This window comes from Pelagibius sp., assembly GCF_965249265.1.
Lineage (GTDB): Bacteria > Pseudomonadota > Alphaproteobacteria > Kiloniellales > Kiloniellaceae > Pelagibius.
Genome location: NZ_OZ252224.1, coordinates 443516 through 458434, shown reverse-complemented (window position 1 = coordinate 458434; position 14919 = coordinate 443516). Strand labels below are relative to the sequence as shown.

Annotated in this window: 12 protein-coding genes and 1 tRNA gene; 6 read left to right on the top strand and 7 right to left on the bottom strand. The window is 65.8% G+C overall.

Annotation, left to right across the window (positions count from 1 at the left end; translation table 11 throughout):
* Positions 1-813: a phosphonate ABC transporter, permease protein PhnE gene (gene phnE, locus ACP146_RS02270; RefSeq protein WP_422365144.1), complete on the top strand. Its 813-nt coding sequence runs from the start codon at positions 1-3 to the stop codon at positions 811-813.
* 21 nt (positions 814-834) lie between these two features.
* On the opposite strand, the gene ACP146_RS02265 is transcribed toward phnE, so the two are convergent.
* Both ACP146_RS02265 and ACP146_RS02260 read right to left on the bottom strand, forming a co-directional pair.
* The gene (locus ACP146_RS02265; protein WP_422365143.1) at positions 835-1098 is read right to left on the bottom strand and encodes a hypothetical protein; all 264 of its coding nucleotides are present in this window, start codon (positions 1096-1098) and stop codon (positions 835-837) included.
* Between the two features lie 15 nt (positions 1099-1113).
* On the bottom strand, positions 1114-1452 hold the full coding sequence (locus ACP146_RS02260; protein WP_422365142.1) for an ArsR/SmtB family transcription factor: 339 nt from the start codon (positions 1450-1452) through the stop codon (positions 1114-1116).
* A gap of 159 nt (positions 1453-1611) precedes the next feature.
* Here ACP146_RS02260 and ACP146_RS02255 point away from each other — a divergent pair, with 159 nt between their 5' ends.
* From ACP146_RS02255 to ACP146_RS02240, 4 genes are all read left to right on the top strand, one after another.
* The gene (locus ACP146_RS02255) at positions 1612-2577 is read left to right on the top strand and encodes a TAXI family TRAP transporter solute-binding subunit (RefSeq protein WP_422365141.1); all 966 of its coding nucleotides are present in this window, start codon (positions 1612-1614) and stop codon (positions 2575-2577) included.
* Positions 2578-2708: 131 nt separating this feature from the next.
* Positions 2709-4517: a TRAP transporter permease gene (locus ACP146_RS02250; protein WP_422365140.1), complete on the top strand. Its 1809-nt coding sequence runs from the start codon at positions 2709-2711 to the stop codon at positions 4515-4517.
* 242 nt (positions 4518-4759) lie between these two features.
* Positions 4760-5536: a dienelactone hydrolase family protein gene (locus ACP146_RS02245; protein ID WP_422365139.1), complete on the top strand. Its 777-nt coding sequence runs from the start codon at positions 4760-4762 to the stop codon at positions 5534-5536.
* Positions 5537-5571: 35 nt separating this feature from the next.
* Entirely contained in the window at positions 5572-5919 is a 348-nt protein-coding gene (locus ACP146_RS02240) for a cupin domain-containing protein (RefSeq protein ID WP_422365138.1), read from the top strand.
* A gap of 7 nt (positions 5920-5926) precedes the next feature.
* On the opposite strand, the gene ACP146_RS02235 is transcribed toward ACP146_RS02240, so the two are convergent.
* Positions 5927-6001: transfer RNA gene (locus ACP146_RS02235), tRNA-Gln, on the bottom strand.
* Between the two features lie 157 nt (positions 6002-6158).
* Positions 6159-8816 carry an MMPL family transporter gene (locus ACP146_RS02230; RefSeq protein WP_422365137.1) on the bottom strand — a complete coding sequence of 886 codons (2658 nt, stop codon included), beginning with the start codon at positions 8814-8816 and terminating at the stop codon, positions 6159-6161.
* Between the two features lie 464 nt (positions 8817-9280).
* On the opposite strand from ACP146_RS02230, the gene ACP146_RS02225 reads away from it, so the two are divergent.
* Positions 9281-10225: a peptidoglycan-binding protein gene (locus ACP146_RS02225; RefSeq protein ID WP_422365136.1), complete on the top strand. Its 945-nt coding sequence runs from the start codon at positions 9281-9283 to the stop codon at positions 10223-10225.
* 2 nt (positions 10226-10227) lie between these two features.
* Here ACP146_RS02225 and ACP146_RS02220 read toward each other — a convergent pair whose 3' ends face one another.
* The 3 genes from ACP146_RS02220 to ACP146_RS02210 form a co-directional block, all read right to left on the bottom strand.
* On the bottom strand, positions 10228-11109 hold the full coding sequence (locus tag ACP146_RS02220) for a 4-(cytidine 5'-diphospho)-2-C-methyl-D-erythritol kinase (RefSeq protein ID WP_422365135.1): 882 nt from the start codon (positions 11107-11109) through the stop codon (positions 10228-10230).
* Between the two features lie 76 nt (positions 11110-11185).
* Positions 11186-12961, bottom strand: coding sequence for a tetratricopeptide repeat protein (locus tag ACP146_RS02215; RefSeq protein ID WP_422365134.1), 1776 nt, complete (start codon positions 12959-12961; stop codon positions 11186-11188).
* A gap of 245 nt (positions 12962-13206) precedes the next feature.
* Positions 13207-14871, bottom strand: coding sequence for an electron transfer flavoprotein-ubiquinone oxidoreductase (locus ACP146_RS02210; RefSeq protein ID WP_422365133.1), 1665 nt, complete (start codon positions 14869-14871; stop codon positions 13207-13209).
* Between the last annotated feature and the right edge of the window lie 48 nt (positions 14872-14919).

Here is a 14919-nt window from a genome sequence, read left to right as displayed (position 1 = left end):
GTGCCGGTCATCGAACAGGACGGCCGCCCGGTCTGGAAACGCCGCACCTCCGCCCAGCAGTGGGGCCGCTGGTTTGCCTGGCTGATCGGCGTCGCCATCGTCGTCTATTCCTGGCAACTGATTTCCGAAAAGACGATCTGGTTCTTCGTCGCCGACGCCCCCACCCAGGCCGCCGACATGGCCGAGCGGATGATTCCGCCCAAGTGGTCTTATATGGAGGAGCTCTGGCTGCCGGTCTGGGACACCATCAACATCGCCACCCTGGGCACCCTGATCGCCCTGGTGCTGGCCTTTCCCATCGCCTTCTGCGCGGCGCGCAACACCAGCCCGCACCCGGTGGTGCGCTCGGTCGCGCTCTTCGTCATCGTTTCCTCGCGCTCGATCAATTCGCTGATCTGGGCGCTGATGCTGGTGGCGATCATCGGCCCCGGCGTCTTCGCCGGCGTCATCGCCATCGGTCTGCGCTCCATCGGCTTCTGCGCCAAGCTGCTCTACGAAGCCATCGAGGAGATCGACGAGACCCAGGTCGAAGCGATCACCGCGACCGGTGCAACGGGGCCGCAGCGTCTCGCCTATGGCATCGTGCCGCAGATCCTGCCCGCCTTCGCCGGGATCGCCGTGTTCCGCTGGGACATCAACATCCGTGAGTCCACGGTGCTCGGCCTGGTCGGCGCCGGCGGCATCGGCCTGCAGCTCAACTCCTCGATCTCCAGCCTCGCCTGGACCCAGGTCTCGCTGATCCTGCTGGTCATCCTGGCGACGGTGGCGGTCAGCGAATGGGTCTCCGCCAAGGTCCGCCACGCCATCATCTGAACCCGCGGCTGGCAGCGCTGGTCATTCGACCTCGCGCAGGACTTTTTCGACCGCCGCCAGCCGCGTTTTCATGTCCGAGAGGTCGGCTTCGAGACTGGCCAGGGAAGCGGCGCTGGCAGTCTGCGCCGCGGAAGTCTTTTCGGCCAGAGCCCGATAGGCGCCGTCGTCTGCCGCCCGCAGGCGGGCCCGCTTTGCGGCTGAGAAATACTTCATCCCGAACACCGAAAGAACGGTCGCGAGAGTCAGAAGGGTGAGGAGAAAAAACGTGCCTGAATGCTCCGCCATGTCGGCTTCCTTTCGCTATGTCGACTTTGTCGATTGGACCGTGAGGGTTTCCGCGAGCCCGGCAATCCTTGCGGCATCCAGGACCAGACTGAATTCCGCCACCGAGAAATACCTCAGCGCCTTGCCGTCGTCGGACACTTCGAAATCGCTGACAACCAAACCGGCCGCTTCGAGCTTCTGCAGGTGAAGGTTCAGCAGCGGACGGCTGATTCCGATATCCCGCGCCAACTGGCTGACGTAGTTCCGCCCGCCGGCCTGCAGCGTTGCGATGATCCGCAACCGCTGTGGATTGGCCAGGGCCGACAGCTTCGCCAAGACATCGTCACCCGTGATCCTTTGTGCGCTCTGTCTCATATCCGGAACATAGTATAAATATATTTCATATGAAAGAATTTTCTTTCATATGAATTCAGCCTTGTCGCGCTTGCCCGGCCCGAGCCTTTGCGGCAGGCTCTGCGCCAAGAAAAAACCGCCGCAACGGCGGTCGAGCACACACCTTGGGGAGCAGCCCAGATGAGCCGCAAACACCTGGCCGCCGCAATGGCGGCCGCAACCGTTCTTTCCGCCGTCGGTTTCGGGGGCGCCGCCGAAGCGGAAACCCGCGTCACCTACAAGTCCGCCAAGTCCACCTCGTCTTACTATCAGATGGCGGTGCAGATCGCCGAGGCGATGAAGGCGGGAAGCCAGGGCGAAATCATCGTGACGGTGGAGGAGAGCCAGGGCTCGGTCCAGAATGTGAAAGAGGCCGCCAACCGCAGCGGCAACTACGTCTTCACCACACCGCCGAGCCTGGTGAAGCTGGCCCTGGCCGGCCAGAAGATGTTCGAGCCCAAGGACGCAGCCTTCGAGGAAATCCGCAGCCTGTTCCCGATCCCCTCCCTCACCATGCACTACGTCGTGCGCGCCGATGCCGGGGTGGAAGACTTCGCCGGGCTGGCCGGCAAGGACTTCATCATCGGCAAAGGCAGCTTCGGCGCCCGCGAGGCAGCCAAGAACTTCGAACTCTTCGGCCTGACCGACCAGGTGAAGCTGGTGAACGTGGAGCTGGGCTCCGCCGTCCCGGCTCTGAAGAACGGCCAGGTCGACGGCTTCGCCACCGCCGGTTCCTACCCCGCGCCCAACGTAATGGAGGCCGCGGCGGGTACCGAGATCCGCCTGCTGTCGATGTCGGAGGAACAGCTCGCCGCCACCAAGCGGACCAGGCTGGTGATCCCGGCGGGCACCTACCCCGGCGTCGACTACGACGTCACCACCACCGCACTGCCCGTCGCCGCCTACACCACCACGGCGATGGATGACGACACTGCCTACCTGATGACCAAGACCTTCTGGGAAGGCAAGGCGCAGATGGGCGAAGCCAATGCCTGGTGGAACGGCGTCAACAGCGACATGCTCGCCACCCTGGGCGCAGAGCTGCACCCCGGTGCGATTCGGTATTACCAGGAGGCCGGGCTTACCGGCAAAGTGTCCGCCCAATGATCCTCCTGCCCAGTGATCGCTGCTGCGGCTTGCGGTTACCCGGCAACTTGATGTAGACGAAGAGCCGTGATCTTCAGATTGGGCGCGCAGAACGCCCAAGAGGGGAGCGCGCGAGGACGGGAGCCATGATCGTGGCGGACAGTGTCGAAGCCACGGGTGTCCGGCGCGGTTTCTTCTCCCTCCTCGCCCTCGTCTCCGTCGGTTTTCACCTCTGGCTGATCTTTGCCGGATTGATTCCCAATCTGGTCAGCCGTCCCCTGCACCTGATGCTGGCCCTGCCCTGGGTTTTCCTGGCGGCGAAAAGCGGCCCGGAGAGAAGCGGCCCTTTGCGCAGGTGGAGCGGCCGCCTGCTCTGCCTCGGCGGACTGCTGGCCTGCAGCTACATCATCGTCAACCTGGAAAGCCTGGACGAACAGTACGGCAGCCTGCGCGGACCGCTGCAGTATGGCCTGGCCATCGTTCTTCTCGTCGTGGTGCTGGAAATGGCACGCCGCGCCATCAAGCTGGCCCTGCCGCTGGTCGCCCTCGCCGCCCTGGCCTATGGCCTCTTCGGCCAGCACCTGCCGGGCGAGTTCGGCCATCCCGGCATTCCGGTCAATTCCTTCCTCGGCACCCTGGTGATCGCCGAGGGCGGCATCTGGGGCTCGCTGACCGGGGTCTCGGTGAACGTGGTGGCGGTCTTCGTCATCCTCGGCGCCTTCGTCGGCGCGGGCGAAGGCGGCGCCGGCTTCATGGCCCTGGCGACCCGCCTGGCCGGGCGGTTCAGGGCGGGCGCCGCCAAGGTCTCGATTCTCTCCTCCGCCTTCTTCGGCTCGATCTCCGGTTCCGCTTCGGCCAACGTCGCCTCGACCGGCGCCATCACCCTGCCGACCATGAAGCGCCTCGGCTATCCGCCCTCCTTCGCCGCCGCGGTCGAAGCCGTCGCCTCCAGCGGCGGCCAGATCATGCCGCCGCTGATGGGCGCCGGGGCCTTCATCATGGTGGAACTGCTGCGCCTGCCCTACACCGCGATCATGGCCGCGGCGATCCTGCCGGCGCTGCTGTTCTTCTGGGCCGCCTGGTGCGGCGTCGACCGCTTCGCCCGGGGGTATGGCCTGAAGGGCATGGCCCGCGAAGACCTGCCAGACCGCCGGACGCTGCTGACCACCGTGCCCTTCTTCCTCATCCCCTTCGGCCTGCTGCTCGCCGTGCTGTTCCTCAGCGGCTACACCCCGCAGTTCGCCGCCGGCCTGGCGATCTTCGCCGCCGCCACGCTGCTGATCACCGACCGCAACGGGACCTTCTCCATCCTCGCCTTCCTCGGACGCTTCGAAGGCGCCTGCAACAGTGCCGCCCGGCAGATCGCCACCATTGCCGCCATCATCATCTGCGCCGGTATCGTCATCGGCGTTCTGCACATGACCGGTCTCGGCGTGAAGGTGACCTCGGTCATCGTCGGGCTTTCCGGCGGCCACCTCTGGGGCGCCCTGCTGCTCACCGCGCTTGCCTGCCTCATCCTCGGCATGGAGGTGCCGACCACCGCGGCCTATGTGATCTGCATCTCGGTCGCCGGTCCGGCCCTGCAGGAACTCGGGCTGCCGGCGCTGCAGGCCCATCTCTTCGTCTTCTGGTACGCCCTCTTGTCGACCATCACGCCGCCGGTCTGCGGCACCGTCTTCATCGCCGCCGGCATGGCCCAGACGCCCTGGGTGCCGGTCGCCGGCAAGGCCATGCGCCTCGGCCTCGGGCTCTACCTCGTCCCTCTGGCCTTTGTCGCCAACCCGGCGCTCATCGCACCGGACACGGCGCTCTTTCCGGCGCTGCTGGCGCTGGTGAAAATCGGTCTCGGCCTCTGGCTGATCAGCCGCGCCCTGATCGGCGCCGGCGACCCGCTATGGTTGCGCATCGCCTCCTTCGTCGCCGGTGCGGCGACGATCTTCGGCCTCGGCGTCGCCGCCTAGAATACCTGCCTAATTTGGGGCAATAGCAGGGCAAAGAGTGAATCTCGCCGCCATGAAGACGCGGGGTAGAATGGGTTTTTTCAGCGCAACCGGGGATCGTCAGCCGTTCATCATTCCCTAATGCGCCGGGGCCACGATTCAGGTCTGGGGAGCCACGCCGTCGCCGCGGCGTTGAGAGGGAAGCGGGAGCTCGACAGCTCCCGGCATCAGCGCGGGCGCCGGCACTGCTGGAGGACCTGTCGTTGAAAAAGACTTCCGACGGCCCCTTCCAGATCATGATCGGGAAGGAGACACTGGGCGCCTACCTCGCGATCCCGAAGTCGGGCAGCGGGCCAGGCGTGATGGTGCTGCACTCCTGGTGGGGCCTGACACCCTTTTACGGCGCGCTCTGCGAACGCCTGGCGGCGCGTGGTTTCGTCGCCATGGCGCCGGACTTCTACGACGGCGCCACCGCGCAGACGGCCATCGAAGCACGCAGGCTGCGCGACGCCCTGGACGACCGCGCCACCAGCCGCCTCCTGGTTTCGGCGGCGAAACACCTGCAGGCCCATCCCGAGACAGGCGACCTGCCCATGGCGACGCTCGGCGTCTCGCTGGGTTGCCGCTGGGCGCTGGCCCTCGCCGAGGCAATGCCCGAAGACGTCGCCGCGACGGTGGTGTTCTACGGCCTGCAGCGCGGCCGATACCGCCGCAGCCGCGCCGCCTTTCTCGGCCACTTCGGCATGACCGATCCGCTGACGCCGCTGAAGGAGATCCGCGCCCTGGAGGCGGCGCTGAAGAACATCGGCTGCGATGTCTCCTTCGAGATCTACGACCACGTCGGCCACTCCTTCTTCGAGACCGACCGGCCGGAGGCCTACGACCCCGGCGCCGCCACCCTGGCCTGGAACCGCACGCTGCGGTTTCTGCACGAGAAGCTGGATGTGCCCGCCGCACCAAGAAAGCCCGCACCGAAAAACCCGCGCCGCGGAAGTCTCCCCGCGCCTGATGGCCCCATAGTCCGACCGCTCTGGCCCTAGTCGTCGCCCGGCAAAGCGATATCCTTGGGTTCTAGATGACGGAAACCCGGAGGCCCGACATAGTCAGCAAAGCGGTCAGCGAACAGCAGGAAGACAACGCCCGTACCCGGGTAACCTTGTGGCGTTTCACACCCGGCGCGGCGACCGGCTTTCACCGCCATGAATTCGACTACGTCGTGGTGCCGCTCACCGACGGCAGGCTAAAGATCGTCGACAAGGAAGGGCGGGAGAGTTTTTCGGAACTGGCGGCAGGCGTATCGTATTTTCGTGAGGCCGGTGTCGAGCACGATGTCATCAACGCCAGCCCGGGCGACTTTGCCTTCGTTGAAATCGAGTTCAAGGAGAGGGTCGTCAAGGCTTTGCCGGACGATGAGCATCCCTGAAGAGGATTGGCTGGGGCGGCAGGGATCGAACCTGCGAATGCCGATACCAAAAACCGGTGCCTTACCACTTGGCTACGCCCCAACAGCGCCGTACGGCACCCCAGATTCAGGCGCCGGACGCGGCGCAATCTAACGCCAAGGATCGCGGGCTGCAATGCCCTTGGTTCTACCCTGTTTGCGCTTCGCGCCAGGCGGTTCCGGCCCGTTCCCCCTCCCGGCGCCGATCGACAGAGTCCAAGCTATCGCCTTTCGGTGGCCGCCAGCAGGGCCGGCAGCAACAGCAGGATGCAGAACAGGGTGATGACGATGGCCAGGGTCAGCAGCATGCCCATGCTGGCGGTGCCGGGATGGTTGGAAAGCCCCAACGAGCCGAAGGAGGCCAGGGTGGTCAGGGCGCTCAGCAGGATCGCCCGCGGGGTGGAGTTCGCTTCCGGCTTCCCTGAAGCCCCGGGAGAATCCCTCCGCAGTTCGCGGGCCCGCATCACGGTATGGATCCCGCTGTCGACCCCGAGACCGAGCAGCAGCGGCAGCACGATCACATTGGCGAAGTTGAACGGCAGGTCGAGCAGGACACCGGCGGCCACCGTCATCGCCGCCGCCAGCATCAAGGGCACCAGAACCATCAGGCAATCGCGCGGCGAGCGCAAAACCGCCAGAAGCAGAAGAGCGATGGCGACAAGGGCGATCAGGCTGGCCTTGAAAAACGCGTCGATCACCGCCCGGCCGGCGGCGACGATGGTCACCGGCGGACCGGACACCGTCGGCACCACGGCCTGAACCGCATCGACGAAGCGGGCGCGGGCCGCGGCGTCGCGCAGGTCGTCGCGCGGCTGCACCTCGATCAACGCCCGCCCGTCGCCAGCTAGGTAAGGGGGGGCCAGATAGCGGGCGGTCAGATTTGCAGGCAGGTCCGCAAGCGCCACCGGCGCCGCCTCCAGTGCGACACCAAGGCGGTCGAGCTGCGCCGGGAAGCCGGCCAGCCAGGCCCGTTCCAGATTCTCCGGCGCCGCGGTGTCGCTGCTCATGTCCAGCGCCCTCAAGGCCGCCAGCAGTCTGCCGGCCGGCGCCGCCAGATGGGCCGGGGCGGCGGTCAGGGTGTTTTGCAGAGCTTCCAGGGCCTGCCGCCGTTCGGCTGATGTCAGCGGGGTTTTAGGCGCGGCGGGCAGGAGAACGGGCGAGAGAAACAGCACCATTTCGTCGATCACCGCCAGCTTGCCGTCCTGCTCTTGCGGCACGAAGTCGGCCAGGGTCACAGCAGCGGCAACCTCCGGCAGGGCTTCCAGCCGCTTTGCCAGCGCAACCGCCGCGTCCAGATCATCCGCCAGCACCTCCGCCTCATAGGGCTGGAGGCGCGCGTCCGACAGCAGGTCAAGCAGCGTGGCGACCGAGGGGGAGTTGGGATCGCGCAGGTTCAGCGGGTCGTCATCGAAGCTTGCCTGCGGCAGGACAAGCAAGGAGGCCAGCGCCAGCAGACCGCCGAGGCCGAGCAGCCAGCGCGCCCGCAGGCCTGCCGTGCGATGGATCCAGACCCCCAGCGCCGCCACGGGGCCAGGTTTGAGAACGCTGGGTCTGCCGGGCAGCAGAGCGAGCAGCGCGGGCAGCAGGGTCAGATTCGCAAAGAGGGCGATGAACATGCCGCCGCCGGCAATCAGGCCAAGTTCCGACAGACCGCGATAGGCGGTCGGCAGGAAGGCGAAGAAAGCGATGGCCGAAGAGAGGCCGCAAAGCAGCAGGGGCCGCCCGATCAGCCGCCCGGTCATCGCGAGCGCCTGCTGCGCGGCTTCGCGGGCCGATGCGGGACCCGCTGCGAAGCTGCCGAGAACCTCACGGAACCGCAGCGCAAAGTGGATGCCGAAATCGACACTGAGGCCGATGAAAAGCACCGCGAAGGCCACCGAGATCAAATTCAACTGGCCCACCGCGAAAGCCGCGAAACCGGCGGTCCAGCAGAGCCCGGCGATCAGCGTAACCAGGATCGGCAGCACCAGGCGCCAGGACCTGAGGCCGACGAAGAGCACACAGGCCACCAGCACAGCCGAAAGCAGGCCGACCAGACCGATGCCGCTGCGCACCGAATAGAGCTCATCCTGCAGCATCAGAGCCTGACCGGTCATCCGCAGGCGGTAGCCGGCGGCTTCGTCGAGGCCCAGGGCCTCGGCCGCCGCCTCCACTGCCACGACCGCCTCAGCCATGGGGGCCAGGCTGGCGAAGTCGACGCGCGGTTTGACGATCAGAAAGCGGCGGCGTTCCGAAATCGTCTCCTCGGCTTCCTGGAGCAGAGTGGGCCAGGAAAGACGCGCACCCCGCTCGGCCGGCAAGGCCTCGGCCACTGCTGCAAGGCGGTCGAGCAGGAACCCGAGATCGGCGGCAGAGGCCCCGTCCCCGGTGAACGCATCCCCGGTGAACGCGTCTTGGAGAAGCCCCTGCAATCCGCGCAGCGAGGGATCTTCCTGCAGCGCCGCCAGCAGCGGCGCGGCAGCGGCCAGGCGGTCCGCCTGATCCTCCAAAGCGTCCTGGGAAAGGAAAAGCAGCCCGTTGCGGCGGAAAAACGGTTCCACTTCCGGCGCAAAAACATCCTCGAAGCGCTCCGGCTTGTTCCGCAGCGCCTCGGCCAGGCGCAGGGCCGCCGCCTCGCTGGCCAGGCTGTCCGGGCCTTCGATGACCAAAATCAGGGTGTCGTCGCGCTGTGGAAAGGCCTTATCAACCGCGACGTTATTCTGGCGAAAGGGCAGATCCTCGGACAGCATGTCCGTAGTCGAGGTATTGATGCTGAGCGTCGCAGCGGCGAACCAGAGCAACCCAATCGCAGATAGAATAGACAGGGCAACCACAAGCCCGGGGCGCCGGCAAACCAGGCCGACCCAGGCGGAAACCCATTCTTGAGAGGAACCGGGCATGTTTCGGTTACATCGCGCCCCAGAAGCTTTCTCAGCTTATAGTCCGCCGCCGCCGCCTTTGACAACGCCGTGGCCGGTAAAAATTGAGGTTTTTTAAGGACTTCGAATTAGGGCTCCGTTAACCACGGCTGCTTCATAAAGTCCTATTGGAACCTGGAGAGACCTGCCTGGCGGCTGGGAAATCAGGTTCCGGGCGCCACAGGATAGAGGCGCCGGTCATCAACAGTCCGCAAGAGCGTATGAGCGAGCAGACCGAAAAGACCAACCCGAGCCCGCGCAAGGCGCCCGCTGCCAAGCGGTCGCCGAGGAAGACGCGCGCCTCAGGGTCAGGATCTAAAACGGCCGCCAGGAGGAAAGCCGGGCAGGACAAGCCGCTTGCCGGCGATACCCTGAGTAAAAGCTCTCCTGCAAAGAACGAACCTGCGCCCAAAGTCAGCAGCTCGCCGAAATCGGACCCCAAAGGTTTGGCTCCCGATCCGGCCACCGTCACCTTCGGCAGCAACAAGCCGATCGTGGCCGCGCCGCCGCCGAAACCGGTGAGCTCCGGCCTGCGCTTCTCCGGCCCCTCCGCCGGGGTCTTGAAGGCCAGCGGACCGCAGGCGACGTCGCCGAAAGCAGACGGCCTGACTTTCACCAGCGCAGCCGCGGACACCCAGACCACAGCCGCCGGCGGCAAAGATCCGGCGAAAGCATCTGGCGCCAAAGCGCCGACGGAAAAGGCCGCCGACACCAAGACAACGCCGAAAAAGGCTGCCGACACCAAGACGCCGGAGAAGACCAAAGCGGCGTCGGGGCAACAAACCGCAGAAGCAGCCAAAGCGAAAGACAGCAAGGCAACAGAGCCGAAGACGGCCAAGGACAAAGCGCCGCAGAAGCAACCCGCCATCGGCAAGCCGGTCGTCACCAAGCCGGCCATCGCGCCGCAGAACAGCGGCCCGCTGATCGAGAAAACCCCTTCGCGACGACCGCCACTGGCCCTGCTGGGCTTCGGCTGCGCCGTGGCCGGCCTCGCCTGGTGGCTCGGCAACCAGCAGCCGCCAGAACCGCGCATCGCCGCAAACGATTCCAGCACTGTTGCAGGGACCGGCGAAAACGCCACAGCGGCGCCACAGAGCCAAAGCCCTGCCGCAGCCGACAGCACCCCGGCCCAGGATACGGCCCCGATCCAGGATACGCCTCCGGCCGCCCTCGCCTCCGACAACCGCGTTACGGTGGCCGAGCTGTGGGAGATCCAGGACCTGCTGCGTCAGCTCGACCTCGGGCCCGGGGCCAGCAGCGGCCAGATGACCGCGGCGACCCGCGACGCCATCCGCAGTTATCAGGAAATGGCCGGCCTGCCGGTCGACGGCGAGGCGAGCCCGGCCCTGTTGAAAGAGCTGCGCTCCGTGGCCGCGCTTTACGGCGGCTGAAGCTACGCGGCGGTCCGCAGAGCGGCGGCCCTGACCCACCACCTTTCATGAGCGGCCTGAAGCTGCGCGGCAGCCTTTTCGGCCTCCGCGAGCGACCGGTAGAGCGCAAAACAGGTCGCGCCGCTGCCCGACATCCGCGCCAGGCGGCAACCCGCCGTTGCTGCCAGGAAAGCCAGAACATCGCGTACCGCCGGCACTAGGCTGCAGGCCGCCTGTTCCAGGTCGTTGGGCCGGGCCCGCAGCCAATCCAGCAGCCCGTCGAAATCCGCCGGCGGCGGCGCGGTCTCGGCCTTGCTGAAGGCCGCGGCGCGCGCCTTGAAGACCGCCGCCGTCGAGAGCGGCAGACCGGGATTGATCAGCACCAGGGCGCCCGCCGGGAACCCGGCAAGAGGCTGCAGCCTTTCGCCGATGCCCGACATGATGGCGGGCCGCGACGCTAGGCAGACCGGTACGTCGGCGCCCAGACCGAGGGCAAGATCCTGCAGGGCTCCTTCGCCGGGCGAAAGCCCCTGCAAAGTGCAAAGCCCGCGCAGCACCGCCGCGGCATCGGCCGAACCGCCCCCGATCCCAGCGGCCACCGGCAGGTTCTTGGTCAGCCGGATAGCAGGCGTCAGCGGCGTGGCGGTGAGCGCTGAGAAGGCTTCGACGGCCTTCAGGACCAGATTGTCTCTTTCTGAAGACAGCCCGGCGGCGAAAGGGCCGTCGATGGTGAGCCCCAGAGCGTCGCTCTCGGAGAACTGCAGCGTATCGCCGAGATCGGCAAAGACCACGAGACTCATCAGTTCGTGGTAGCCGTCTGCGCGGCGGCCGGTAATCTGGAGCGTGAGGTTGATCTTGGCCCAGGCGGTTTCCTCCGCCAGGGCCGCTCCCTTCGGATCGGGCATCTTTACGTCGTTCTCTGCAAGCCGGCGCGGCAAACCGGATGAATCGCTTCCGGAGGTCTTTCTACCGGCGATCTTTCTAGATGTCTTGCGGCAGAACGTCCAAGCCTTCCTTGATCTTCTTTTCGATGATCGGGATCTGGTCTTCTTCCGGATCGAGGCTGAGAGAGCGGTTCCACTGGAAGCGCGCTTCGTTCTTGCGGTCGACCCGCCAGTAGGCGTCACCCAGGTGATCGTTGATCACCGGGTCCTGCGGGCGCAGTTCAACCGCCTTCTCAAGTTGCTCGACCGCCTCTTCAAAACGGCCCAGGCGGTAGTAGACCCAGCCGAGGCTGTCGACGATGTAACCGTCGCGCGGACGCAGCTTCACGGCGCGCAGCAGCATCGCCTCGGCTTCGTCTAGGTTCTTCCTTTTCTCAACCCAGGAATAGGCGAGATAGTTCATGACATAGGGCTGCTCCGGCTGCAGGCCGAGGGCATTCAGGAAGTCGGCCTCCGCCCGCGCCCACTGGTCGGAGCGTTCCAGGGCGATGCCGCGGAAATAAAGCAGCGACCAATGACGCGGCAAGATCTCCGACAAGCGATCGACCGCGCCGTCATAAGCGACAACCGCTTCCTCGAAGCGTTCTTCGGCGCGCAGAAGGTTGCCTTTGCGGAAAAGCGGCTCGAAATTTTCCGGCCGTTCCGCCGCCAGGTTATCCAGTTCCGCCAGCGCCAGGTCCACCTTTTCCAGAGCCTGCAGTTCGTCGGCCACGCGCAGGCGCACCACCCAGCCGAAGGGCGAGTCCTCCGGGATTGCGCGATAGGCGGCGATGGCGTCGAGGCCCCGCCCCTGGCTTTGCAGGATTTCACCCAACAGCACCCGCGCCAGCGTGAAGTCGGGCCGCAATGCCAGAGCCTGATAGAGATGGACCAGGGCCGCATCCTGCGCCGACTCCTGACTGAGCAGGCTGGCGATGTGGAACAGCACTTCGGCCATACCATCCGTTGCCTCGGTCACCTCCACCGGGCTGGTCCTGCCGTTCTCAGCATTTTCCAGCATCGGCGTCAGGATGTCGGACCCGGGATTGCTGGCCGTGAAACTGCGGTAGATTTCCAGCGCCCGCTCGGGCTCGCCGTTTCGCTCGAAGAAGCTGCCGGCCAGCCAGGTGAGCCGCAGGGTCGGGCGGCTCGATGTGTCAATCAGAGAGCCGTACTGAGCCGCCGCCACCGCGTCGCGACCGCCAACCTCGTTGATCAGGGCGGCATGAAGCCCGTGGAGAACCAGAAACCCGCGCTCCCCTTCCAAGACCGAAAGACGCTGCAGACCGCCTTCGACATCGCCTTCCGCGGTTTTCACCCAGGCGCGCATCATCGGCACCAGAACCTGGCTGACGCCGCGCAGCGGCTGAGCCGCAAGAATTTCCTCGGCCCGCTGAAAGTCGCCGCCGCGCGCCGCCTCGACCATCAGGATCAGGTTGGCAACGGGGTTTTCAGGCTGGATCGCCAGAACGCGCCCGGCCAGCTCGGCAGACTCTTCCTGCCGGCCGGTGGCCGCCGCCAGTTCCAACGCCGGCAGCAACACGGCCGGATTGTCGGGGTCGTAGCGCAGGGCCTGAGACATATAGTCCGCCGCGGATTCCAGATCGCCGTCGCGCTTGGCCACCAGCCCGGCCAGATAGGAGCCGTAGGGTGAAGCGATGGTCGGCGGATTGCTTCGCTGCGGTAACTCCGCAGCGGCCAGTTGCACCGAGAGATCGGCCCGCTGAACCGGCGGTTCGGCTGCGCAAGCGGCGGGAAACAGAGCCACGACCAGGGCGGCCAGCGCCGTTTTGGGCCAGAGGCCAAGGCGCTTCAACGGTCGAACATGCGACAAAATCTTCTCCTGGCTTTGTTGGCCCCCCGGCAGATCCGCCCCGGAGCGGGTCCTGTCCGGCCCGGATCTGCTTCAGTCTAGCCGAGGGGGCCAAGCCCCCACAACGCCGGGCTTCGGCCCGGAGCCGCGCCGGTCATCACGCTCTCGCGACCGGCCTTCCTAAAAATGGACCGAATCCGGCAGATCACAAGGGCGCCGAAGGGTGAGGCGAAGCCCCTGATGGGCAAGCTTCCCGGCTTACGCTGCTACATATTCGGGTAATTCGGCCCGCCGCCGCCCTCAGGAGTAACCCAGACGATGTTCTGGGTCGGGTCCTTGATGTCGCAGGTTTTGCAGTGGACGCAGTTCTGGGCGTTGATCTGCAGGCGCGGATTGGCGCCGTCGTCGTCGCGGACGATCTCGTAGACACCCGCGGGGCAGTAGCGCTGGGCCGGCTCATCATAGAGCTTCAGGTTGTGCTCGACCGGCACCGAGGCGTCTTTCAGCGTCAGGTGGACCGGCTGATCCTCTTCATGATTGGTGTTGGAAATGAAGACCGACGAGAGGCGATCGAAGGTGATGACGCCGTCAGGCTTGGGATAATCGATCTTCGGCATCTCCGCCGCCGGTTTCAGGCATTCATGATCGGCGTGCTTGTTGCGAAAGGTCCAGGGCGCCTTGCCGCCGAACAGCTTCAGGTCCAAAGCGCCGTAGAGCATCGATCCGTAGAGGCCCCACTTGTTGAAGGAAGGGCGGAAGTTACGCGCCTTGTGCAGCTCCTCATGCACCCAGGACCCCTCGACCTTCTCGGCGAAGGCCGTCAGTTCCGCCGGCGCTTCGCCCCCCTGTTCACCAGCTTGCGTCAGCGCTTCGAAGGCTGCTTCGGCCGCCAGCATGCCGGTCTTCATGGCATTGTGGCTGCCCTTGATCTTCGGCACGTTCAGGAAGCCCGCCGCGCAGCCCATCAGCAGGCCGCCGGGAAAGGTCAACTTGGGCAGGGATTGCAGGCCGCCCTCGTTCAGCGCCCGGGCGCCATAGGCGATGCGCTTGCCGCCCTCCAGCATCGGACGAATGGCCGGATGGGTCTTGAAGCGCTGCATCTCTTCAAAGGGCGAGAGGTGCGGGTTGTCGTAGTCGAGGCCGACGACATAGCCGACATAGGCCTGGTTGTCCTCCAGGTGGTAGATGAAGGAGCCGCCCCAGGTGGTGGTGTTCATCGGCCAGCCGGCGGTGTGAATCACCGTGCCGGTCTTGTGCTTGGCGGGATCGAGCTGCCAGAGCTCCTTGATGCCGATGCCGTAGGTCTGCGGATCCGCTTCCGCCCGCAGACCGAAACGCTGCTCAAGCTGTTTGGTGAGGGAGCCGCGGCAGCCTTCGCCGAAGAAGAGATAGCGGCCGTGCAGTTCCATGCCCTGCTGGTAGCCGGCCTTCTGGCTGCCGTCCTTGCCGACGCCCATGTCGCCGGTGGCCACGCCCTTTACGCGGCCGTCCTCGTGATAGACCACCTCCGCCGCCGCGAAGCCGGGATAGATCTCGACGCCCAGTCCCTCTGCCTGCTCGGCCAGCCAGCGGCAGACATTGCCGAGAGAGACCACGTAGTTGCCGTGGTTGTGCATCTGGCCCGGCAGCATCCAGACCGGCACCGAGATACTGCCCTTCTCTCTCAGCAGCATGAACTTCTCGTCACCGACCGGGGCGTTCAGGGGCGCCCCTTTTTCCTTCCAGTCCGGAATCAGTTCGTTGAGGGCGCGCGGTTCCAGCACCGCGCCGGAGAGGATATGGGCACCGACCTCCGATCCCTTCTCGAGAACGCAGACGGTGATCTCCTTGCCGCTTTCCTCGGACAGTTGGCGCAGGCGGATCGCCGCAGAGAGGCCGGCCGGGCCCGCCCCGACGATGACCACATCATACTCCATGAACTCGCGTTCCAAGATCTCTCTCCTTCAGGCCCGGTATCGCCATCCGGGCAACCAACCAAG